Source organism: Stenotrophomonas sp. YJH_SMC_54 (assembly GCF_059368435.1).
Map to the genome: position 1 here is coordinate 91,912 of NZ_JCAFRS010000002.1, position 21,258 is coordinate 113,169.

20 protein-coding genes and 1 pseudogene are annotated in these 21,258 nt (G+C 68.2%); 4 read left to right on the top strand and 17 right to left on the bottom strand.

Features of this window, described 5'->3' with window-relative positions:
* Positions 1–127 precede the first annotated feature (127 nt).
* The 5 genes from glmM to trpB all read right to left on the bottom strand — a co-directional run bounded on the left by glmM (position 128) and on the right by trpB (position 5,466).
* Positions 128–1,489, bottom strand: a complete 1,362-nt coding sequence (gene glmM / locus AC5P5S_RS02790; protein WP_005414080.1) for a phosphoglucosamine mutase — start codon at positions 1,487–1,489, stop codon at positions 128–130.
* Positions 1,489–2,364 carry an acetyl-CoA carboxylase, carboxyltransferase subunit beta gene (gene accD / locus AC5P5S_RS02795; RefSeq protein WP_005410473.1) on the bottom strand — a complete coding sequence of 292 codons (876 nt, stop codon included), beginning with the start codon at positions 2,362–2,364 and terminating at the stop codon, positions 1,489–1,491. Before accD ends, glmM begins: the two co-directional genes overlap by 1 nt.
* Before the next feature lie 396 nt (positions 2,365–2,760).
* A complete protein-coding gene (gene trpA / locus AC5P5S_RS02800; RefSeq protein WP_024958316.1) occupies positions 2,761–3,570 on the bottom strand; it encodes a tryptophan synthase subunit alpha in 810 nt (269 codons plus the stop codon).
* Position 3,571: 1 nt separating this feature from the next.
* On the bottom strand, positions 3,572–4,252 hold the full coding sequence (locus AC5P5S_RS02805) for a hypothetical protein (protein WP_062606181.1): 681 nt from the start codon (positions 4,250–4,252) through the stop codon (positions 3,572–3,574).
* A complete protein-coding gene (gene trpB, locus AC5P5S_RS02810; RefSeq protein WP_005410476.1) occupies positions 4,249–5,466 on the bottom strand; it encodes a tryptophan synthase subunit beta in 1,218 nt (405 codons plus the stop codon). The genes AC5P5S_RS02805 and trpB overlap by 4 nt, the downstream gene beginning before the upstream one ends.
* Positions 5,467–5,562: 96 nt before the next feature.
* Here trpB and AC5P5S_RS02815 point away from each other — a divergent pair, with 96 nt between their 5' ends.
* Positions 5,563–6,450, top strand: a complete 888-nt coding sequence (locus tag AC5P5S_RS02815) for a LysR family transcriptional regulator (RefSeq protein WP_062606178.1) — start codon at positions 5,563–5,565, stop codon at positions 6,448–6,450.
* A gap of 47 nt (positions 6,451–6,497) precedes the next feature.
* On the opposite strand, the pseudogene AC5P5S_RS02820 reads toward AC5P5S_RS02815, so the two are convergent.
* The 10 genes and pseudogenes from AC5P5S_RS02820 to prmB form a co-directional block, all read right to left on the bottom strand.
* Positions 6,498–6,707: pseudogene (locus AC5P5S_RS02820) on the bottom strand (peptidoglycan-binding protein); the annotation flags it as partial.
* A 4-nt stretch (positions 6,708–6,711) separates the two neighbouring features.
* Positions 6,712–7,401: a hypothetical protein gene (locus AC5P5S_RS02825; RefSeq protein ID WP_081113743.1), complete on the bottom strand. Its 690-nt coding sequence runs from the start codon at positions 7,399–7,401 to the stop codon at positions 6,712–6,714.
* A gap of 280 nt (positions 7,402–7,681) precedes the next feature.
* The gene (locus tag AC5P5S_RS02830) at positions 7,682–8,338 is read right to left on the bottom strand and encodes a phosphoribosylanthranilate isomerase (RefSeq protein WP_005410480.1); all 657 of its coding nucleotides are present in this window, start codon (positions 8,336–8,338) and stop codon (positions 7,682–7,684) included.
* Positions 8,335–9,105, bottom strand: a complete 771-nt coding sequence (gene truA / locus AC5P5S_RS02835; RefSeq protein ID WP_012480891.1) for a tRNA pseudouridine(38-40) synthase TruA — start codon at positions 9,103–9,105, stop codon at positions 8,335–8,337. Before truA ends, AC5P5S_RS02830 begins: the two co-directional genes overlap by 4 nt.
* A 32-nt stretch (positions 9,106–9,137) precedes the next feature.
* Entirely contained in the window at positions 9,138–9,500 is a 363-nt protein-coding gene (locus AC5P5S_RS02840; RefSeq protein WP_005410482.1) for a VOC family protein, read from the bottom strand.
* Between the two features lie 26 nt (positions 9,501–9,526).
* Positions 9,527–11,587: a FimV/HubP family polar landmark protein gene (locus AC5P5S_RS02845; protein ID WP_024958310.1), complete on the bottom strand. Its 2,061-nt coding sequence runs from the start codon at positions 11,585–11,587 to the stop codon at positions 9,527–9,529.
* 150 nt (positions 11,588–11,737) lie between these two features.
* Complete coding sequence (locus tag AC5P5S_RS02850) at positions 11,738–12,766, bottom strand: aspartate-semialdehyde dehydrogenase (RefSeq protein ID WP_062606177.1); 1,029 nt, start codon at positions 12,764–12,766, stop codon at positions 11,738–11,740.
* A gap of 91 nt (positions 12,767–12,857) precedes the next feature.
* On the bottom strand, positions 12,858–13,895 hold the full coding sequence (locus tag AC5P5S_RS02855; RefSeq protein ID WP_062606175.1) for a 2-hydroxyacid dehydrogenase: 1,038 nt from the start codon (positions 13,893–13,895) through the stop codon (positions 12,858–12,860).
* Positions 13,888–14,991, bottom strand: a complete 1,104-nt coding sequence (gene aroC, locus AC5P5S_RS02860; protein ID WP_005410486.1) for a chorismate synthase — start codon at positions 14,989–14,991, stop codon at positions 13,888–13,890. The genes AC5P5S_RS02855 and aroC overlap by 8 nt, the downstream gene beginning before the upstream one ends.
* Positions 14,988–15,917 (bottom strand): 50S ribosomal protein L3 N(5)-glutamine methyltransferase, encoded by a 930-nt coding sequence (prmB, locus tag AC5P5S_RS02865; protein WP_005410487.1) that lies wholly within the window; start codon positions 15,915–15,917, stop codon positions 14,988–14,990. Before prmB ends, aroC begins: the two co-directional genes overlap by 4 nt.
* Positions 15,918–16,040: 123 nt before the next feature.
* Between prmB and AC5P5S_RS02870 the strand changes: the two genes are divergently transcribed.
* Both AC5P5S_RS02870 and asd read left to right on the top strand, forming a co-directional pair.
* Complete coding sequence (locus AC5P5S_RS02870; protein WP_062606173.1) at positions 16,041–16,691, top strand: SCO family protein; 651 nt, start codon at positions 16,041–16,043, stop codon at positions 16,689–16,691.
* Complete coding sequence (asd, locus tag AC5P5S_RS02875; RefSeq protein ID WP_005410489.1) at positions 16,688–17,530, top strand: archaetidylserine decarboxylase; 843 nt, start codon at positions 16,688–16,690, stop codon at positions 17,528–17,530. The genes AC5P5S_RS02870 and asd overlap by 4 nt, the downstream gene beginning before the upstream one ends.
* Before the next feature lie 91 nt (positions 17,531–17,621).
* Here the strand turns inward: asd and AC5P5S_RS02880 are convergent, their stop codons facing one another.
* A complete protein-coding gene (locus tag AC5P5S_RS02880; protein ID WP_005410490.1) occupies positions 17,622–17,969 on the bottom strand; it encodes a ribonuclease E inhibitor RraB in 348 nt (115 codons plus the stop codon).
* A gap of 22 nt (positions 17,970–17,991) precedes the next feature.
* Complete coding sequence (locus tag AC5P5S_RS02885) at positions 17,992–19,596, bottom strand: transglycosylase SLT domain-containing protein (RefSeq protein ID WP_062606171.1); 1,605 nt, start codon at positions 19,594–19,596, stop codon at positions 17,992–17,994.
* Between the two features lie 122 nt (positions 19,597–19,718).
* On the opposite strand from AC5P5S_RS02885, the gene AC5P5S_RS02890 reads away from it, so the two are divergent.
* A complete protein-coding gene (locus AC5P5S_RS02890) occupies positions 19,719–21,224 on the top strand; it encodes a helicase HerA-like domain-containing protein (RefSeq protein ID WP_012480897.1) in 1,506 nt (501 codons plus the stop codon).
* Positions 21,225–21,258 lie beyond the last annotated feature (34 nt).

A 21,258-nucleotide genomic window follows, 5' to 3' on the forward strand; every position in this document is an offset into this window, starting at 1 on the left:
CGTCACAAGGTGCGCAGCCGCAGCTGAACGCGATCGCGGGCCGCGCACGGTTGAGTCCCCCTCCCAGAAAAAAACATGGCCGCAAACGCGGCCATGTCGGGTGCAACACGCGGTATTGCCACGCTGCTCAGGCAGCGGCTTCGCGCACCGCAGCGGACAAGCGATCGAGTGTCTCCTGCATCAGCGTGGCGTCATCGGCTTCGACGGTAACCCGCACCACCGGCTCGGTACCCGACGGGCGCAGGAACGCGCGACCGCGGCCGGCCACCGACTGCTGCGCGGCCGCCAGCGCGGCCTGCACACTGTCGGCCTGCACCGTGGCCTTGGCCGAGACATTGCCCAACCGCACGTTGACCGTTTTCTGCGGCACCCGCTCCAAACCCTTCAGCGCCTGGCGCAGGGTCTGGCCGCCGTTGCGCAGTGCCACCAGTACCTGCAGGGCACTGACAATACCGTCGCCGGTGGTCGCCCGGTCCAGGCACAGCAGGTGGCCTGAGGCCTCACCGCCAAGCACGCCCCCGCCTTCGACCAGCGCCTGGTGCACGTATCGATCACCAACGTTGCTGCGCACGAACGGGATCTGCAGATCGGCGAAAGCTCTCTCCACGCCGTAGTTGCTCATCAGCGTGCCGACCACCGGGCCGCGCAGGCGGCCTTCGTCCTTCCAGGCGCGGGCCAGGATGTACAGCAGGTCATCGCCGTCGACCGGGTTGCCCTGGTCGTCGGCCATCAGCACACGGTCGCCATCACCATCGAAGGCGATGCCGAGATCGGCGCGGGTCTCGCGGACCTTGGCCGCCAGGTTGTCGATATGGGTGGAACCCACACCGGCGTTGATGTTGACGCCGTTGGGCTCGGCACCGATGCCGATCACCTCGGCGCCCAGTTCGCGGAACAGCAGCGGTGCGATCTGGTAGGTGGCGCCGTGTGCGCAATCCAGCACCAGGCGCACGCCACGCAGGTCGAACGCGCGCGGCACGCTGGCCTTGCAGAACTCGATGTAGCGGCCGACCGCTTCGCGCGCGCGCGACGCCTTGCCCAGCTTCTCCGATTCGGCGGTGGTGAACGGAACGTCCAGCGCCGCTTCCAGGGCCAGTTCGGTGGCGTCGTCGAGCTTCTCGCCCTGGGCGGAGAAGAACTTGATGCCGTTGTCGTAATGCGGGTTGTGCGAAGCGCTGATGACGATGCCGGCGTCCACGCCCAGCGTACGGGTCAGGAATGCCACGGCCGGGGTCGGCATCGGGCCGAGCAGCTGCACGTCGGCACCGGCGGCCACCAGCCCGGCTTCCAGCGCCGCTTCGAACATGTAGCCGGAAATGCGGGTGTCCTTGCCGATCACCACGATCGGCCGGCGCCCGTCCTGGCCGCGCTGGGCGACCAGGACACGGCCCAGGGCGTTGCCCAGGCGCAGCACGAAGTCGGCCGAGATCACGCCTTGGCCGACCCGCCCACGGATGCCGTCAGTTCCGAAGTACTTGCGGGCACCCATCAAGCCACCTCCGGCGCCGGCTGGCGACCCAGCATTGCCAGCAGATCGGACAGACGGTCGCGCATCTCGCGACGGTCACAGATCTGGTCGATGGCACCGTGCTCCAGCAGGAACTCCGAACGCTGGAAGCCTTCCGGCAGCTTCTCGCGCACGGTCTGCTCGATCACGCGCGGACCCGCAAAGCCGATCAGTGCCTGCGGCTCGGCGATATTGATGTCGCCCAGCATCGCGAACGAGGCCGACACGCCACCGGTGGTCGGGTGGGTCAGCACCGAGATGTACGGCAGGCCCGCTTCACGCAGCTTGCCCAGTGCGGCCGAGGTCTTGGCCATCTGCATCAGCGAGAACAGGCCTTCCTGCATGCGCGCGCCGCCGCTCTGCGAGAAGCACACGTACGGGGCACCGATCTCCACTGCGGTTTCGGCGGCCAGCGCGAAACGCTCACCCACCACCGAGCCCATCGAGCCGCCCATGAAGGCGAAGTCGAACGACGATGCGACCAGCGCACGGCCCTTGAGCAGGCCGCGCATGGCGATCAGCGCGTCGTACTCACCCGTGTTCTTCTGCGCGATCTTGATGCGCTCGCTGTACTTCTTCTGGTCCTTGAACTTGAGCAGGTCGGTCGGGCCCAGGCGCGCACCGATCTCGGTGGTGCTGTCGGCGTCGAACAGGGCGGCCAGGCGCGCACGCGCGCGGATCGCCATGTGGTGGCCGCACTTCGGGCAGACCTCCAGGTTCTCTTCCAGTTCCGGACGGTACAACGCGCTGCCGCAGTTGCTGCACTTTTCCCACAGGCCCTCGGGGACACTGCGCTTCTTGCTGGGGGTGTTGTCGGTGCGGATGCCGGACGGCATCAACTTGCTGAGCCAACTCATGCGGGAGGACACTTCCGTTCAGGGCGGCCCGAGGGCCGCAAAGGCGGACAGTCTAGCTCCGCTTTCCCTGCCCGTGCACCCCCTTGCCGGCCACGGAGCCGCCGGAAAAAACCATGCTGGGACGTACGTTTAGGTGCTGGGTCATGCCGGCCGCTGGCCGGCAGCCCCTACGTGCAGACCCATGGGTAGTGCCGGCCGCTGGCCGGCAGCCCCCTACGTGCAGACCCATGGGTAGTGCCGGCCGCTGGCCGGCAGCCCCCACGTGCAGACCCATGGGTAGTGCCGGCCGCTGGCCGGCAGCCCCTTACGTGCAGACCCAGGGGTAGTGCCGGCCGCTGGCCGGCAGCACTTGCATGTGGCCGTCAGGAAGATGCCGGCCGGCGGCCGGCACGACCGTTACGCGTCCAGCGCCTGCCGCAGCGGGGCCAGGAAAGCTCCAGCGCGCTGCGCGGCCTCTTCAGCCGAGCCCGCTTCGGCCAGCACCGCCACCAGTGCACTGCCAACCACCACGCCATCGGCCTGGCGCGCCATCGCCGCCGCACTGGCGGCGTCCTTGATGCCGAAGCCAGCAACCACCGGCACTGAAGCGCGCGCGCGCAGGGCCTGCAGGCGGGCACTGGCGGCATCGCTGTCCAGGCGTTCGGACGCGCCGGTGACACCGGCAAAGCTGACGTAGTAGAGATAGCCACGGGCCAGCGCCAGCAGCTTGTCGGCCCGCGCTTCGCTGGTGGTCGGCGACGCCAGCAGGACCAGTGCCAGGCCGGCTGCATCGAAGGCCTGCTGCGCTTCACCCGCTTCTTCCGGCGGCAGGTCGACCAGCAGTACGCCGTCCACGCCTGCGTCGACGGCGGCCTTAGCGAAGGCCGCGTAGCCATGGATCTCCACCGGGTTGAGGTAGCCCATCAGCACCACCGGGGTCTGCGCGTCGCGCTCGCGGAACTGCGCCACGGCCTGCAGGACGTAGCGGCTGCCAGCCCCCCGTGCCAGCGCGCGCTCGGAGCTGCGCTGGATGGTCGGGCCATCGGCCATCGGGTCGGAGAACGGCACGCCCAGCTCGATCACATCGGCACCGGCATCGACCAGCGCGTGCATGACCGGCACCGTGGCCTCCAGCGAGGGATCACCGGCGGTGACGAAGGGGATAAGTGCCTTGCGCTGCTGCTCGCGCAGGCGCTGGAAACAGGCATCGAGTCGGGATACGGGCATCTCAGGCACATCCTTCAATCAGTTCAATCGCATCGCTGGTCCCCCAGTACATCCGGGTGACCTTCCCTTCATAGAGTTCCAGGCGGATGCCCAGGTCCGAGCCCGGGTCCTGCCAGGTGAGGTACTCGCCCTGGTCGCCGTCATAGGCATGCGGACTGGACACCGGCGGATTCGGAAACTGCGCCATGGCCTGTGCGCGGGTCATGCCGACGCGCAGGCCAAACGGACCGGGCTGCTCAACCGGCAGCTCCGGGTCGTCACCCGGCTTCAGATCGAAACGCACCACGCGCTCGTCATCGGTCATCATCGACACGCCGGCCGGCAGCGCCTTGCCATCGTAGTACTCGCAGTCGCCTTCGAAGAACTCCTTCGCGCCCTGCGCTTTCCAGGGACCCAGGGCCTTCAGGTCACTCATGTGCTGGCCGACCAGCACCTCGCCGGCATGATCCAGCGCCACCGAGGCCACTGCAGGCACGTCGTCGCTGTCCGCGCCTTGCGCAGACGGTGGATCGACGATCGGCGTACGCGCCATCGGGTCGAGGTCATCATTGGCGGCCGGCTGCTGGGCCGGCTGCGTGGTGGCCTTGGCGGCCGGTGCCAGCACCGGCGGTTCCGGCGGCTGGCACGCGGCCAGGCCCAACGCCAGCAGAAGCACGCCGCTGTTGCGCAGCAGCGCGCTCACAGGACCAGCCCTTCGCGCGCGGCGATGGTGTGCACGTCCTTGTCACCGCGGCCGGATAGATTGCAGAGGACGATCTGGTCACGCGGTCGCTCACGCGCCAGCTTGATCGCCTGCGCCAACGCATGGCTGGACTCCAGTGCCGGCAGGATGCCTTCGGTATGCGCCAGCAGATGGAAAGCCTGCAGCGCTTCCTCGTCGGTGATGCCGAGGTACCGTGCGCGACCGGTATCGGCCAGGAATGCGTGCTCCGGGCCGACGCCCGGATAGTCCAGGCCGGCTGATACCGAGTGGGTCTCGATGATCTGGCCGTCGTCGTCGCACAGCACATAGGTGCGGTTGCCGTGCAGCACACCCGGGCGACCGGCAGCGATCGAAGCGGCGTGACGGCCGGTGTTGATGCCGTCACCGGCGGCTTCGGCGCCGACGATCTCGACCTGGCGGTCGTTGAGGAAGGCATGGAACAGGCCGATGGCATTGCTGCCGCCGCCCACGCAGGCGGTGATCGCATCGGGCAGGCGGCCGTATTCGGCCAGCATCTGCTCACGCGCTTCGCGGCCGACGATGGCGTTGAAGTCACGGACCATGCGCGGATACGGATCCGGACCGGCGACCGTACCGATGATGTAGAAGGTGTCCTGCACGTTGGTCACCCAGTCGCGCATGGCTTCGTTGAGTGCGTCCTTCAGGGTGGCCGAGCCGGAAGTGACCGGCACCACCGTCGCGCCCAGCAGCTTCATGCGGTAAACATTGATCTTCTGCCGCTCGATGTCGGTGGCGCCCATGTACACCACGCATTCCAGGCCCAGCCGCGCGGCAACCGTGGCACTGGCCACGCCATGCTGGCCGGCCCCGGTCTCGGCAATGATGCGCTTCTTGCCCATCCGCGCGGCCAGCAAGGCCTGGCCGATGGTGTTGTTGATCTTGTGCGCGCCGGTGTGGTTCAGGTCCTCGCGCTTGAGCAGGATCTGCGCGCCACCGACGTGATCGCTCAGGCGCTGGGCGTGATAGATCGGGCTCGGCCGGCCCACGTAGTGCGCCAGATCGCGGTCATAGGCCAGCTGGAATGCGGGATCCTGGCGCGCCTGGTCATAGGCCTGGGCCAGTTCCTGCAGCGGGCCGACCAGGGTTTCGGCAACGAAACTGCCGCCATAGCGGCCGAAGTGGCCCTGGGCATCCGGGAAGGCGTGATAGTCGGCAATGGGGGAGGCAGACATGGATACGACCGGTGGTTCAGACAGGTGGATACTCTAGCGCACGGGTCATGACCGGAAAATGGATATTATCTGGCGCATATCGTCAGGAAATCTCACATGAGCCGTTCCCTGCTGCCTCCCCTCAATGCGCTGCGCGCGTTCGAAGCGACGGCCCGCCTTGGCGGCGTTGGGCGCGCCGCGCAGGACCTGCACGTCACCCACGGCGCGGTCAGCCGGCAGTTGAAGCTGCTGGAGGATCACCTTGGCCTGGCGTTGTTCCAGCGGGCCGGCCGTGGCCTGCGCCTGACCGCTGCGGGCACGCGGCTGCAGGCAGCATGCAGCGAGGCCTTCAGCGGCATCGAAGACTGCGTGCGCGAACTGCGGCGGCCGACAGCAGCCCCGGCGCTGGTACTGGGCTGCAGTGGCAGCGTGCTGGCGCGCTGGATGATTCCACGACTGCCAGCATTGCAGGCTGCCCTGTCCGGCGTGCGCCTGCAGTGGTCGGCACTGGATGGCAGTTTCACCGAAGCGCAGGCGGCGCTGGACGCCGTGCTGCTGCTGGCGCAGGGCCCGTGGCCACGGGGCTGGCAGGTACGCGAGCTGGCGCCGGAACGGGTCGGCGTGGTGGTGGCGCCATCGCATCCGGCCGCGCAGCGCCTGCGGCATGCACCGCCGTCGGCGCTGCTGCAGGAGACGCTGCTGCACACCAGCTCACGGCCGCAGGCATGGCCGGCATGGGCACAGGCGCACGATCTGGACGTGTCGAAGCTGCAGCTGGGCACCGCCTTCGAGCACCTGTACTACCTGCTGGAAGCCGCGGTAGCCGGGCTGGGCCCGGCGATCGCACCGGAACCGCTGGTGGCCGAAGACCTGGCCGCAGGCCGGCTGGTCGCACCGTGGGGATTTACCGCCACCGGCGGCTTCTGGGTGCTGGCGCGGCCGGATGGCCCGGCCGATGCACGGGTGGACGCCCTGGCCGACTGGGCAGCAGCACAGCTGCGATGAGACAAGGCTCCGGGTGGCGTTCGCCCCCGAAGTCGGCAACACAAGCCTCAGCGACCGCCCATCGCGACCCGCTGCTGCTCCTCATGCACCCGCTGCTGGTGCGGCGGATCTGCCAGCAGCTTGGCACTGGTCTGCTCCAGCGGCGGTGGCGCCTGAGCCAGATCGATGGCGGTGCGGAAGCCCGGCGTCGTGCCCATCACGAACGCCTTGCCATCCTGCAACGTGATGCTCTGCAGCTTGTCGGCCGCATCGATACCGTAATTACATTCCGTTGGAAAACACGTCGAGCACGTCCGCACTGACCCAGCCCTGCGCGCAGTTCCCGGCGTAACGTCCCGGCGCCGCCACATGGCAGGCCTCGCCCCCCGTGTTCGCCAGGTCAGTGATCGGCCTGTCGCCATAGGTGTCACACAACGTGTTGCCCTTGCACTTGCCGACCGTTGCTGCGGGAACCGCCACGACGTAATAGAACAGCGGATTCTGTCCGGTACGCCCGATGCCCTGCACGCAGACCAGCTGCCCCTTCGACAGCTTTGCGGTCACGCTGGCCTTGCTGCCGGTGGATGGCACCGCATTCAACGTCTCCACGCCCTTGGCGTCGGCTACGCCCGCGAAGAAGCCCTGGTCGCCACAGTCCGGCGACAGTTCGACATCGTAGAAATCACCGCTGTCCACATCGCCGGCCGTGCAGCCGCTGCCCGTATTGGCGTTGCTGCATTTCACGCCACTGGCCTGGATCAGCGCCGCCAGGCTGTCGGCAGCCGGTGCTGCCGCCGGAACCGTCGCCGGTGCTGTGGCGGCTGCGCCTGCCGGTGTGGCAGCGGCCGGTGCCGATGCAGTCGGGGCGGAAGAGTCACCGCCCGCACACGCGCCCAATGCAAGCAGCAGGCCGGGCATGATCGTCAGGCGGGCCAGGCGGATACGGTGGGAAGAGAGATGGGGCATATCCATTGCGTCCTCGTTCGAAAGCCAAGGCGTATCTCAGGGGTGCGGCCAGCGACACGCACACCGCATCGCACCCAGCCAGGTCAGGCCGGGCCCATTGTGTCCGATCAGTTGCTCGGGGGTGTCGACTTCCTGGCGCTGGATCCTGAATTACCCGAAAGTGGGATGCTCACCGCATTCAGTAGACGTCCGCCTTCATGGCACGGCACGCGACAGGCAAGAACACAGACCCGGCGGAATGCACCGTCGGCGATGACGTTCCGGGTGCCCCCTCAGGGGGCGCGGATCACTCCAGGACCGTGCAGTCCGCGCGGCGCACTTCCTCGACGAAGGTGCGCATCCTGTAGCCGTCCTTGATACCCGGCTCCAGTTCGATGCCGCTGGACACGTCCACGCCCCAGGGAAGCGTGGCCAGCACAGCGTCGTAGACGTTTTCCGGGTTCAGACCACCGGCCAGCAGGAACGGCCGGTGCAGGCCGGTCGGGATACGGCCCCAGTCGAAGGCCACGCCGGTACCGCCGCCGCCGCCGGGAGCGTGGCTGTCGAACAGGAACCCCGCCGCGCTCGGGTAACGCAGCTGCAACGTGCGCGCATTGACCTCTTCCCGCCCCCCCATGGCGATCGCCTTCAGGTAGGGCATGTTGAAGCTGCGGCAGAAGCTCTCGTCTTCCTCGCCATGGAACTGCAGCAGGGTTGGCCGCACCGTGCGCAGCACCTCGCGCACCTCTTCCTTGCTGTTGTTGCGGAACAGGGCCACCACATCGACCATCGGCGCGATCGCCTGGCGCATCGCGCGTGCTTCGGCAGGCGCAACCCGGCGGCTGCTCTCGCGGGCAAAGATGAAACCCACTGCGTCCACGCCCAGCTCACCGGCCAGGCGGACATCGCCGGCACGGGTCATGCCACAGAACTTGATGCGCGTGCGGTAGTAGGAGCGGCTCATAGCGTGACCTCGGCGGGCAGATGCCAGTTGTCGGGGTACAGGGGCCCAAGGAACACCAGGCCCTGCGGCGGTGCGGTGGGACCGGCTACGGTGCGATCGCGCCCGGCCAGCAGTTCGGCGATCCATTCCACCGGCTTTTCACCGCTGCCCACCAGGATCAACGATCCGACGATATTGCGGACCATGTGATGAAGGAATGCATTGCCCTGCACGGCCACTTCAATCACTTCGCCCTGGCGGCTGACCTGCAGTGATTGCAGCTCACGCCGCGCATGCAGCGCCTGGCACTGCACGGAGCGGAACGCGCTGAAGTCATTTTCGCCGATCAGGGCCTGGCCGGCGGCGTGCATCAGCGTCTCGTCCAGCGCCCGGCGCTCCCAGCTGAGGGTCTGCCGGTCCAGCGCCGGCCGCACCTCGCGGTTGAGCAGGCGGTAGCGGTAGCGGCGCGCGCGTGCCGAGAAGCGGGCGTGGAAATCGTCGGCCACCGGCACGCACCAGCGCACCGCGATCGAGCGCGGCAGGCGGGTGGTGGTGCCCAGCATCCAGGCGCGCGGGTCGCGCACCACGTCGGTATCGAAATGGACGACCTGGCACTGGCCATGCACGCCGGCATCGGTGCGGCCGGCGCAGACCACCTGCAGCGGCGTATCGGCCACCGACGACAGGGCCTGCTCAAGGCTGGCCTGCACGCTGGGACCGCCCTCGCCCAGGTTCTGCCAGCCCCTGAAATCGCTGCCGTCGTATTCGACGCCAAGCGCGTAACGCATGTGCTACCTCGATATTGCGTATGGGGCGGCGCTCAGGCCGGATCGCGTTCGGACCAGACCGCCAGTTCGTTGCCACCGGGCTCGACGAACTGGAAGCGGCTGCCACCGGGGAAGGAAAACACCGGGCGCACGATCTCGCCGCCGGCGTCGCGCACGGCGGCCTCGACCGGTGCCAGTGCGTCGGCATACAGCACCAGCAGCGGTGCGCCGCTGTCGCTGGCCCGCTGCGGCTGGCCGCGGAAGAAGCCGCCCTGCAGGCGGCCATCGTCGAACGCCGTGTAGTCGCTGCCGTAATCGACGAACGACCAGCCGAACACCTTCTCGAAGAAGGCGCGGCTTGCGGCCGGGTCGCTGGAAGCGAATTCAACGTAGTCGATGCGACGCTCGCGGCTCATGGCAGGGTCCTTGTCGGCAGGTTCGGTCACGGCAGGCGGGCCAGCAGTTCGCGGGCCTGGGCCTGGCTGTGCAGGTCACCGCCTTCGGCGACTTCCAGCAACAGGGTGCGCGCGGTCTGCGCGTCGCCCAGATCGAGGTAGGCAATGGCCAGTTCCAGGCGCTCCTGGCCGGCACGCGGCGACCAGCCCGCGTCGCCGGCGGGCGCGGCCGCGCTCGGCGCGATATCGTCGGAATGAGAAGCGTCGACGCTGCCGTGGTCGATGCTGTCGATGGCCTCGGGATGTACGGTATCCGCCGGAGCCTCGTTCTCATGCGCGTCAGCCGGCAGATCGAACACTCCGCGGAACTGCGGCTGCTGTTCGGCATGCAGTGCGTAGTCCGGCACCGCCACTTCGGCCGGCGCCTGCGGTACAACGCGTTCGTCCTGCAGCGGCTCGGCGACGACAACCTCGTCGCCGGTGGTTGCGGAATCGTCCCAGCGCGGCAGATCGGTCACCGCTTCGGGCAATGCCACCGCGTCCTCGTCGCGCAGTGTCTCGGCCTGCCATTCGGCCCGCACCGCGTGCTCGGCAACGGGTTCGGCGACCACCACGTCGTGCACTTCGGTTTCGGTCGCCCAGGCAGGCATCGCCGGTTCCTGGCGGCCATTGTCGGCAACAGCCGACGACCACGAGGACTGCTCGGCCAGCGTATCCAGCGCCGCACCTGCCGGCACCGCTGCGGCCAGGCCGGCGGCATCGTCTTCCTCACGCAGCGGCGGCAGCGGCGACGGCTTGCGACGACGCAGCAGCCAGGCCGCGCCCGCCGCCAACAGCAGCACCGGCAGCCCCAGCCAGTACCACGGCGTTGCCGCATCACGGGAACCCGGCGCCTGTGCCAGGCGCTGCTGCGCGGCGGCCAGGTCGTTGTCCTTCATCGCGATCAGCGACTGCTGCTGTTCCTTCAGCTTCTCCAGATCGGCCACGCGCTGCTTCAGTTCACCGATCTCGGCATCGCGGGTGGCGATGTCCTCACGCGCCTGGCGCAGTTGTTCATTGCCCAGCATGTCACCCTCGCTGCCGGCAGCGGTGCCGGTGGTTGTGCCCGCATGCGCGGCGTCGGACGCCAGCGCCGGAGCGATCTCAAGTCGTGCCCCGTTGGCGGCAGCCGGGGAAGAAGCGTTCGCGGTTGCCGCCCTGGCGGCCGGCGCGACCGCACCCGCCGGTTGCGGCACGGTACGCGCCTGCCGCCATTGCGCAGCGTGCTCGCGCACCAGCGCGGTGGCCTCGGCGGCATCGACAGCGGCAAGCGCATCGCTGCCCGGCACGCGCAGCACCGCGCCCTGCTTGAGCAGATTGACGTTGCCACGGATGAAGGCTTCGGGATTGGCGCGCAGCAGGGCGATCATCGCGCGGTCGCGGCTGACCTGGTTGCCACGCGCCACCGCGCTGGCGATCTGCGACAGGGTCTGACCGCGCTGTACGGTGACGCTGCCATCGGCCGCCGGTGCAGCGACCGGCGCGGAGGCCGCACGCGGGCGTGCCGGTGCAGGCGCCACCGCAGGTGGCGGCGTAGTGGGCGCCTCTGCCGCTGGCACCGTTGCCGAAGCCGGTGCAGGTTCGCGCACGATGGTATTGGAGAGCGTGCCTGCCGGCGCGACGATCTCCGGCTCGGCCACGGCCAGCGCGCTGGACGGCGCGTCGACCAGCGCGGAGTACTCGCGCACCAGGCGGCCCTGGCCCCAGTCAGCTTCGATCAGGAAGCTCAGCGATGGCGTCTCCACCGGGGCCTGCGAGGTGACGCGCACCACCGCCCTGCCCTGCGCATTGCGGGTCAGCTCGAACTGCAGCTCGCTGACCAGCCCGGTCGGCCGTTGCAGGCCGACGCGTTCGAAGGTGACCGGCGAGGCCAGCGCCACGCGCAGGTTTTCCAGTTCGGACGGGTCCGCCGACACCACCGGGATTTCGGCCAGCAATGGCTGCCCCGGCTTGGACAGGACACGGATGTCTCCCAGGCCCAATGCGAGTGCCGAACTGCTGGCCAGGGCCAGCAGCGCGGTGGAAAGATAGAGGAGCGGGCGCTTTGCGCCCCTGGCCCGTTTATTCATGGGCGACACTATAAAGCGTGCGGACCGGGGTCCGCACCCACCGGAAAGACCCTTGAGGTAGTGCCGGCCGCTGGCCGGCATGCACTCCGGCACATGGATCACGGCAATGCCGGCCAGCGGCCGGCACTACCGGTGAGGCAACCGCTGTGATCAGCGCTGCTCGGCGGCGACCAGCTCGGCCAGCTGCACGGCATTCAACGCCGCGCCCTTGCGCACGTTGTCCGACACGATCCACAGGTTCAGGCCGCGCGGGTGCGAGAAGTCCTCGCGGATGCGGCCGACGTACACCGCGTCCGTGCCCGAGGCGTGGGTGACCGGGGTTGGGTAACCACCGGCTTCGTGACGATCCACCACTTCGATGCCCGGCGACTGCTCCAGCAGCGCGCGCGCTTCGGCGACGGTGACCTTGTCGCGGGTCTCGATCGCCACCGACTCGGAGTGGCCGTAGAACACCGGCACGCGCACCGCAGTCGGGTTCACCAGGATGCTGTCGTCGCCGAGGATCTTGCGGGTTTCCCAGATCAGCTTCATTTCTTCCTTGGTGAAGCCATTGTCCTGGAAGTCGTCGATGTGCGGGATCAGGTTGAAGGCGATCTGCACCGGGAAGCGCTGCGGATCGATTTCCTGGAAGCTCAGCAGCTGGCCGGTCTGCTTGCCCAGTTCCTCGGTAGCCGAACGGCCGCCGCCGGACACCGACTGGTAGGTGGAGACGTTGATACGCTCGATGCCGTACTTGCGGTGCAGTGGCGCCAGCGCCACCAGCATCTGCATGGTCGAGCAGTTCGGGTTGGCGATGATGCCGCGCGGACGGTTGGCCACCTGTTCCGGATTGACCTCGGACACCACCAGCGGCACGTCATCGTCGTAACGGAAGGCCGAAGAGTTGTCGATCACCACCGCACCGGCAGCGGCGAACTTCGGTGCGTATTCCTTGGACACACTGCCACCGGCCGAGAACAGCGCGATCTCGACGCCGCTCGGATCGAAGGTGGCCAGGTCCTGGACCGTGACCTTCTGGCCGTTGAATTCGATCTCGCCGCCGGCCGAACGCTCGGAAGCCAGGACGCTCAGGGTACCGACCGGGAAACCACGCTCGGCCAGGATCGACAACATGGTCTCGCCGACCGCACCGGTGGCACCGACGACGGCGACGTGGAAACTGCGCTGTGCATTGCTCATGGGGGAACTCTCACGAAAACGGGAATGGGGAAGAAACACGCACAACAGCTGGGTTCGGGGAACCTCCTCAAGCGGGGCGCGCGGAGGTTCCCTATCGTTTCCCGGTTTTTTTGCCCAGCGTCACGCGCGCGGCCATCGCCGCATCAGCGTTGATCGCGCTCGGCATGCGCGACGGGCCGCCGTCCAGGCCGAGCCCGGCAACCAGACTATCCACGGCCAGCTGTACCATCGCCGTGCGCGTGGCCAGCGAGGCGCTGCCGATGTGCGGCGTGAGCACGACATTGCGCAGCGCCAGCAGTTCGGGGCGCACCGCCGGCTCACCCTCGTAGACATCCAGGCCGGCAGCGGCCAGACGGCCTCGGGCAAGCGCGTCGGCCAACGCCAGTTCGTCGACGATGCCGCCGCGGGCGATGTTCACCAGGGTGGCTGAGGGCCTCATCTTCGCCAGCGCAGCCGCATCGATGATGTGATGCGAGGCCGGCGTGTAGGGCAGCACGGTGACCAGGTGGTCGGACTGCGCCAGCAGCGTGTCCAGGTCGACGTAGGTCGCGCCGAGCGCAGCCTCGGTCTCGGCCGGAAGGCGCGAACGGTTGTGGTACAGCACCTTCATGCCGAAACCATGCGCGCCGCGGCGGGCGATGCCCTGGCCGATGCGGCCCATGCCGAGGATGCCCAGCGTGCTGCCATGGATGTCTGCGCCAAGCATGGTCTGGAACGACCATTGCTGCCACTGGCCTTCGCGCAGCCAGCGCTCGGATTCGGTGATCCGGCGCGCGGTCGCCATCAACAGGGCGAAACCGAGATCGGCGGTGGTTTCGGTCAGGACGTCCGGCGTGTTGCTGGCGAGGATGCCGGCTGCGCTGAGCGCATCGACATCCAGGTTGTTGTAGCCGACGCCGACATTGGCGATCACCTGCAGCTGCGCGGCGTCGGCCACCTGGGCCGCACCGATGCGCTCGTTGAGGGTGATGATCGCGCCGTCGACGCCGTCCAGCTGTTCGGCGACCTGCTCGGGCGACCAGGCGGTGACCGCATCGGTGCTGCGCAGCTGCACGCGATCGCGCAGCGGCGCGATGGCCGCGTCGATCAGCGGCTGGCTCACCCACACGGTCGGCCGCGTGTCAGCCATCGATCTGCCCGGGAATGCGCGGGGTGATCGTGCCGACATCGCCGCACTGCGCGCGATGGCGCAGCGCCTGGTCCATCAGCACCATCGCCACCATCGCCTCGGCGATCGGGGTGGCGCGGATGCCGACGCAGGGATCGTGGCGACCGGTGGTGACCACCTCGACCACGTTGCCGGCGGTGTCCAGCGACGGGCCCGGCAGGCGCAGGCTGGAGGTCGGCTTCAGGGCGATCGAGGCGACCACCGGCTGGCCGGTGGAGATGCCACCGAGGATGCCGCCGGCGTGATTGCTGGCGAAGCCCTGCGGGGTCAGCAGGTCACGGTGTTCGGTGCCCTTCTGTGCGGCGCTGGCGAAACCGTCGCCGATCTCAACGCCCTTCACCGCGTTGATGCTCATCAGCGCGGCGGCCAGTTCGCCATCGAGCTTGCCGTAGATCGGCTCGCCCCAGCCCGGCGGCACGTTGTCGGCGACCACGTCCACGCGCGCGCCGACCGAATCACCGGACTTGCGCAGCGCATCCATGTACGCCTCCAGCTCGGGCACCTGTGCGGCATGCGGCCAGAAGAACGGATTGTCTTCCACCGCCGACCAGTCGAAACCAGCCGGGGTGATGTCGCCCAGCTGCGACAGGTAGCCGCGCACGGTCACGCCGAAGCGTTCGGCCAGCCACTTCTTGGCGACCACGCCGGCGGCCACGCGCATGGTGGTCTCGCGCGCCGAGGAACGGCCGCCACCGCGCGGGTCGCGGATGCCGTACTTGTGCCAGTAGCTGTAGTCGGCATGACCCGGCCGGAACTGCTGGCCGATGTTCGCGTAATCCTTGCTGCGCTGGTCGGTGTTGCGGATCAGCAGCGCGATCGGGGTGCCGGTGGTCAGGCCCTCGTACACGCCGGACAGGATCTCGACCTCATCGGCCTCGCGGCGGGCCGAGGTGTGCCGGCTCTTGCCGGTCGCGCGACGCTGCAGGTCATGGGCGAATTCGGCCGCGTCCAGCGCCAGCCCCGGAGGGCAGCCATCGATCACGCAGCCGATGGCCGGCCCGTGCGACTCACCGAACGTGGTGACGGTGAACAGCTTGCCGAACGAATTGGAGCTCACGGGCGCTGCGCCGCCAGTTCGGTGATGCGCGCGCTGTGCGCGATCAGCTCGCGGCACTCGACCGCGAAGATGCCCATCTGGCCGACCTTGAACTCGATCCAGGCGAAGTCGACTTCCGGCAGCAGCTTGATCAGGTGCTGCTCGGATTCGCCCACTTCGCAGATCAGCAGGCCGTCCTCGCTCAGGTGCAGCGGGGCGTCGCGCAGGATCTTCAGCACCAGGTCCAGGCCGTCGTCGCCGGCACGCAGGCCCATTTCCGGCTCGTAGGAGTATTCCTGCGGCAGGGCATCGGTTTCATCGTTGGTGACGTACGGCGGATTGGTGACGATCAGGTCGTAGTGGCGGCCGGTCAGGCCGTTGAACAGGTCCGACTTGAGCAGGGTGACGTTGTGCGCCTGCAGGCGCTCCTTGTTTTCTTCGGCCAGCGACAGTGCATCGTCGCTCAGGTCGACGCCGTCCACTTCCCAGTTCGGGTAGTAGTGGCCCATGGCAATGGCGATGCAGCCCGAACCGGTGCACAGGTCCAACGCACGGCTGACATCGCGGCCGGCCAGCCACGGCTCGAAGCCGCATTCGATCAGTTCGGCGATCGGCGAGCGCGGCACCAGGGCGCGCTTGTCGCTCTTGAAGCTCAGGCCAGCGAACCAGGCCTCACCGGTCAGGTAGGCGGCCGGGATGCGTTCGTCGATGCGACGCTGGAACAGCTCCAGCACGCGCAGCTTCTCGGCCTGCAGCAGGCGCGCCTGGCCATAGGCCGGGCCGAGGTCATGCGGCAGGTGCAGGCTGTGCAGCACCAGCTGGGTGGCCTCGTCCAGCGCGTTGTCGTAGCTGTGCCCGAAGGTCAGTCCGGCTTCGTTGAAACGGCTGGTGCCGTAGCGGATCAGATCGATGATCGTGTGGAGTTCGGCGGCCGTTTCAGCGGTCATGGCGGTACTGCGGGCAAAGTGGCCCCCGATTATAGGGGCTGGCGCCCGTGGCGGCATCCGTTGCGGCGGAAACGATTCGGGCCACAGCCGGTATGATGGGGCCCACTTCGCGCGGGAGCCCCCATGTTCAATCGCAACGCCGGCATCATCCTGCTGATCGCCCTGGCGGCGGGTCTCGGCCTGCTGGCCGCCCAGCAGCTGTTCGCGCCGAAGCCGCCGGCCAATGCCCCGGCCACCGAAGCGATCACGCTGTACCCGCAGCCGCGCGAACTGCCCGACTTCAACCTGGCCCAGTCCGACGGCACCCGCCTGATCCCGGGCGAACTGAAGGGCCACTGGACCCTGGTATTCCTGGGCTTCACCTTCTGCCCGGACGTCTGCCCGACCACCCTGGCCGAGCTGGCCGGCGCGCAGAACCAGTGGGAAGCCCTGCCCGACAGCCTGCGCCCACGCGTGCTGTTCATCTCGGTCGACCCCGACCGCGACAGCGCCACCCGCCTCGGCGAGTACGTGCACGGTTTCCACAAGGACACCCTGGCCGCCACCGCTGACGTTCCCTCGCTGGAGCGCTTCGCCACCTCGTTGGGCTTCGTGTTCCAGAAGGTGCCGGGCAAGCATTTCGACGAGAACCCCGAGGATTACGCCGTCGAGCATTCGGCCAGCCTGGCCGTGCTCGACCCGCAGGGCCGCCTTGCCGGCCTGGTACGCCCCCCGTTCAACGCGCCGGCCATTGCCCGCGACCTGCAGAAGCTGACCGAGAAAACCGCCCCATGAGCCTCACCACCGCCCTGACGTACGCCCTGCCACACCGCCTGCTGTCCTCGATGGCGCGTTCGCTGGCGTACTCGGACGATCCGCGCGTATCGCGCTGGCTGATCGACACGGTCACCCGCAAGTTCAACGTCAACCTGGACGAAGCGGCCAACCCGGACCCGCGCAGCTATGCGACCTTCAACCAGTTCTTCACCCGTGCGCTGAAGCCGGGTGCGCGCGTGGCTGACGCCGATCCGCGCAGCCTGGTGATGCCGGCCGACGGCCGCATCAGCCAGCTGGGGAAGATCGAGGCCGGCCGCATCTTCCAGGCCAAGGGCCAGTCATTCACCGCTGCCGAACTGCTGGGCAGTGACGAGGACGCCAAGCCATACAACGATGGCCTCTACGCCACGGTGTACCTGTCGCCGCGCGATTACCACCGCGTGCACATGCCATGGACCGGAACCCTGCGTGAGACCGTGCACGTGCCGGGGCGCCTGTTCAGCGTTGGTCCGGCGGCAGTGAACGGCGTACCGCGCCTGTTCGCCCGCAACGAGCGCCTGGTCTGCCACTTCGACACCAGCTTCGGGCCGATGGTCAGCGTGATGGTCGGTGCGCTGCTGGTGTCCGGGGTGGAAACCGTGTGGAGCGGCGAAGAGATTCCGCACTATGGCGACCGCATCACCCGCAAGGACTACCGCGGCCAGGGCATCAGGCTGGAGCGCTTTGCCGAGATGGCGCGCTTCAACTACGGCTCCACCGTGATCGTGCTGCTGCCGCCGGGCGTGGCTGACTTCGCCCCGCAGTTGGGCGCTGAAAGCCCGGTGCAGCTGGGCCAGGCGCTGGCGAAGCTGCGCTGAGGCTTCGGTAGTGCCGGCCGCTGGCCGGCATCTCCGCTGATCCAACGCGTCGAGCATTGCCGGCCAGCGGCCGGCACTACCGGTACGCGCGTTACTGCAGGGACGGGGCCGGACCGACGTCCATGCCGTCGTAGTCTTCCACGCCCTTCTCCGCGGCCAGCGCTGCGAATTCCTGGTTGCGGCGGTCAAGCGAGGCTTCGTCGTGGATCTCCACGCGCTCCACATGCAACACGTGGAACGGCGCGTCGCCCTCTTCCGGATCCTGTTCGAACAATTCCACGAAGGTGTAACCCTGCGCCTGCAGGTGCTGCGCCAGTGCCTGCAACGGCTCGGCAGTGGAGTGCACGAAGAAGTACCCCCACAGCAACGGGCCGGTGATGTCCCAGTCGGTGTTTTCGCGGAGGTTGGCGAACAGGTTGCGGGTGTCTTCGAGGTCCATGCGGATTCCAGGGTCGGGGGGATTACTTGTCGCAGCCCTGCAGCTTCAGCGTCTGGCCGTGGCGCAGGCTGTAGGCCGGGGCCTTCAGGCCATTGGCGCGGGCCAGGGTGGGCACGTCGCACTGGAACTTGGCCGCGATGGCGCCCAGGGTTTCACCCCGGCCCACCTTGTGACTGCGCACCGGCTTCGGCCGCGCCGCCGGGCGTGGCGTGGCCACCGGAGCGACCGGCGTGGTCGGCACGCTGGCGGACGCGGCCGCATCGGCCACCGGCACCACGCCGCCCACGGCCACGCTCCCGGTGTAGCTGGTCGCGGCCGGGCGCTTGATTGCTGCGTTCAGATCGGCGGTGATCAGCGTGCGGGCCAGGTCGGCACGCGGGCCACTGACGCAGTTGCGCTGGTACAGGCCGGCGATGCGGGTGGTGGCATTGATCAGCGTGCCGGCCGGGATCCAGCCATCGGCCTCATAGCGCGGGTTGAGGTTGCGCAGCGCGCGCATGTAGCCATCGCGGGTGCCGTGGCTGCCCAGGCAGATGGTCAGTTCGTAGATGGTGGTCGACTTGGCCAGGCGCAGCGTGGCCGGCTGCGCGCTGATCTTCGGGAACTCCACGCCGTACTGCTGCGGGTGCAGGAAGATCCAGGCCGCGGCGATCACCATCGGCACGTAGTCCTTGGTCTCGCCGGGGAACTGGTTGTAGACGCTGTCGGTCCAGAAGCTCTGCCCGGCGCTCTGCTTGAACACGCGCGCGGCGCGGCCTTCGCCACCATTGTAGGCGGCCACCGACATTTCCACGTTGTTGTTCAGTTCGCGCAGGCGTTCGTTGAGGTAGCTGGCGCTGGCCTCGGCCGCACTGCGTGCATCGAAGCGGGTGTCGAAGCCGGTGCCGTCCGGGCCGAGGCCGAAGCGGCGGCCGGTGGCCGGCATGAACTGCATCAACCCGGCGGCGCCAGCGCGCGATGAAGCATGCACGCGGCCGTTGGATTCCTTGGCCATGATGCCGAACAGCAGCGCTTCAGGCAGGCCACGCTTCTCCCACTCCGGCCACATCACCGCACGCAGGTTCTGGTAGTTCTCGTAGCTGGTCAGCAACGCCGGGCGCATGTCGGTCAGCCAGCGGCGGATGCCGGCCTGCACCGCCGGGTTGTATTCGACCATGCTGTCGAAGGCGTGCCGCTTGTCGTTCAGCAGCGCGGCAGCGCGCGCGGCCTCCGGTACGTCGGCGGTAAGCGGGCCGATGTGGTCGGGGTCGGCTTCCAGGCGATCACCGCCCTCGTCGGCCACGTCATCGCTGGCGGCCGCGTCGGCGTCGTGCTTGAGCAGGCGCTTGTAGCTGGCCAGCAGGGTGCCCATCTGGCAGCCCTTCTGCTTCACGCAGTCGTTGAGGACATCTTCCATGTCCTCCAGCGCGGCGTCGGCTTCGTTGCTGCCCTTGGGGTCGGCATTGGCGACCAGCAGCAGCGCATCGCTGTAACGCTTCTCGGCGACGGTCATGCGCTGCTGCAGCGCATCCACCTTCGCCTTGTCCCGGGCCGAAACCCGCTGCGCATGGGCGTCGGGCGCCAGGGAAACCAGGCCGGCCAGGGCCAGCAGCGGCCAACCGCGGGAAATCAGGACAGGAACGGGCATTGATGGCACTGTGTGCGAAACAGGCAGGCAGAGTAGCGGCGCCGCCAAGGTCCGGGCAAGCCGACCTTCGGACCGTCACCGCCGGCGGTTAACATTGGGCTATTCACCACAAGGGCTGGACCATGGATCCGATTCTGCTCGGCAAAGGCATCACCGACGATGTGGCCGTCACCCTGCTGCCGAAACTCGGCAACCGCCACGGCCTGGTGGCCGGCGCCACCGGTACCGGCAAGACCGTGACCCTGATGACCCTGGCCGAGGGCTTCTCGCGGCTGGGCGTGCCGGTGTTCCTGGCCGATGTGAAGGGCGATGTGTCCGGCCTGGCGGTGCCCGGCACCGGCGCCGAGAACCTGCTCAAGCGCGCCGCCGAGATCGGCGTGGCCGACTACGCACCGGCCGCCAGCCCGACCATTTTCTGGGACCTGTACGGCAAGCTGGGTCACCCGGTGCGCACCACGGTCAGCGAGATGGGCCCGACCCTGCTGGCGCGCATCCTCGAGTTGAACGACACCCAGTCCGGCGTGCTCGACATCGTGTTCAAGCTGGCCGACGACCGTGGCCTGCTGCTGCTGGACATGGACGACCTGCGCGCCCTGCTCGGCCTGGTGGCCGAGGAGCGCAAGGACATCTCCACCGAGTACGGCCTGGTCAGCGCGCAGTCCATCGCTGCGATCCAGCGGTCGGTGCTGCGCCTGGCGCAGGATGGCGGCGAGAACTTCTTCGGTGAGCCGGCCCTGGAACTGGCCGACATCATGCGGGTCAATCACGACGGCCGCGGCATGATCGGCATCCTTGCCGCCGACCAGCTGGTGCTCAAGCCGAAGCTGTATTCCACCTTCCTGTTGTGGCTGCTGTCGGAGCTGTTCGAGCAGCTGCCGGAGGTGGGCGACCTGGACAAGCCGAAGCTGGTCTTCATCTTCGACGAAGCGCACCTGCTGTTCGACGATGCACCGCCGTCGCTGGTGCAGCGCATCGAGCAGGTGGTGCGACTGATCCGCTCCAAGGGCGTGGGCGTTTACTTCTGCTCGCAGTTCCCTGATGACGTGCCGGGCAACATCCTCGGCCAGCTCGGCAATCGCGTGCAGCATGCGCTGCGTGCATTCACCCCGCGCGACCAGAAGGCAGTGAAGACTGCTGCCGAAACCTTCGTGCCGAACCCGAAGCTGGACGTGGCCAAGGTGCTCAGCCAGCTCGGTACCGGCGAAGCGCTGGTGTCCACGCTGCAGGACAAGGGTGTGCCGATGCCGGTGCAGCAGACGATGATCGCGCCGCCGCGCTGCCGGATGGGGCCGATCACCGACGCCGAGCGTGCCCAGGTGCGTGCCGGCAGCCCGGTCGGCAGCCGCTACGACACCGCGATCAACCGCGAATCGGCCGCCGAACTGCTGGCCCAGCGTGCGCAGAAGACCGTCGAACAGGCGCAGGCACCGGCCGCGCGCAGCCGCGAGCAGGACGAAGCGCAGGAAGGCGGTTTCGGCCAGGCGATCAAGGACGCGATCTTCGGCACCAAGCGCCGCCAGGGCATGATCGAAACCATGGCCAAGCAGACCACGCGCACCGTCGGCACCAAACTGGGCAACCAGATCGTGCGTGGCATCCTGGGTGGCATCTTCGGCGGCAAGCGCTGATCTGCCACTACTGGGGTCGGATCCCTTTCCTGCG